At 72.8% G+C, this 951-nt stretch carries 1 protein-coding gene; it reads left to right on the forward strand.

The features are described from left to right. Positions 1-951: cache domain-containing protein (locus P409_RS39810; protein ID WP_034849767.1), on the forward strand; the 951-nt coding region annotated here is incomplete at both ends.

Consider the following 951-nt stretch of genomic DNA (forward strand, 5'->3'; position numbering starts at 1 on the left):
TGGGCGGTGTTCGCCGCGATCGGCATCCCCCTGTTCGTCGCCGTGGTCTGGCTGGCCGGGCCGGTCGGGCGCGACCGGGCGCTGGGCGAGATCGCGCGCTCGGCCGATGCGGCCCTCGGCTTGCACGTCGCCATGCTGCGCAGCGAGCTGGAGAAGCAGCGCTCCCTGCCCTTCGTCCTGGCGCAGGACCCGGATGTGCGCGCGGCGCTGACCGCGTCCAATGACCGGCAGCGGCTGGACGGGATCAACGCCAAGTTCGAGGCGCTGAGCCAGGGCACGCGGGCGGCGGTGATCTACCTGCTGGACCGTGGCGGCACCGCCATCGCCGCCAGCAACTGGCGCGAGCCGGTCAGCTTCGTCGGCCAGCACTACGCCTTCCGCGCCTATTACCAGCGCGCGGTGGAGGCCGGCTCGGCCGAGTTCTTCGCCATGGGCACGATGAGCCGCAAGCCCGGCTCCTACCTGTCGCGCCGGATCGACGGGCCGAACGGCCTCCTCGGCGTGATCGTGGTCAAGGTCGAGTTCGACGACATGGAAGCGGCCTGGGCCCGCTTCGCCGAGAGCGCCTTCGTCACCGATGAGCGCAATGTCGTGCTTCTGACCGATGTACCGGACTGGCGCTTCCGCAGCTCCGGCCCGCTGTCGGAGGCCGAGCGCGCTTCGGTGCGCGAGAGCCTGCAATATGGCGGCGCGCCGCTGGACCCGCTGCCGATCGCGCCGGACACCACCGCGGCCTGGCCCGATGTGGTGACCGCGACCTTGCCGGAGGCGCGGATGCCCGGGCGCTTCCTGGCCGTCACGGCACCGGTGCCGACCACCGGCTGGACCCTGCACCTGCTGGCGCCGACCTCGCCCACGGTCGGCCGCGCCATGACCGACACGCGGCTGATCGCCGGGCTGGTGACGCTGCTGGCTCTGGCCGCCGCCGCGGCGCTGCTGTACCGCCGCAAC

The sequence above is a fragment of the Inquilinus limosus MP06 genome (assembly GCF_000767795.1).
In the GTDB taxonomy this organism is placed as follows: Bacteria; Pseudomonadota; Alphaproteobacteria; order DSM-16000; family Inquilinaceae; genus Inquilinus; species Inquilinus limosus_E.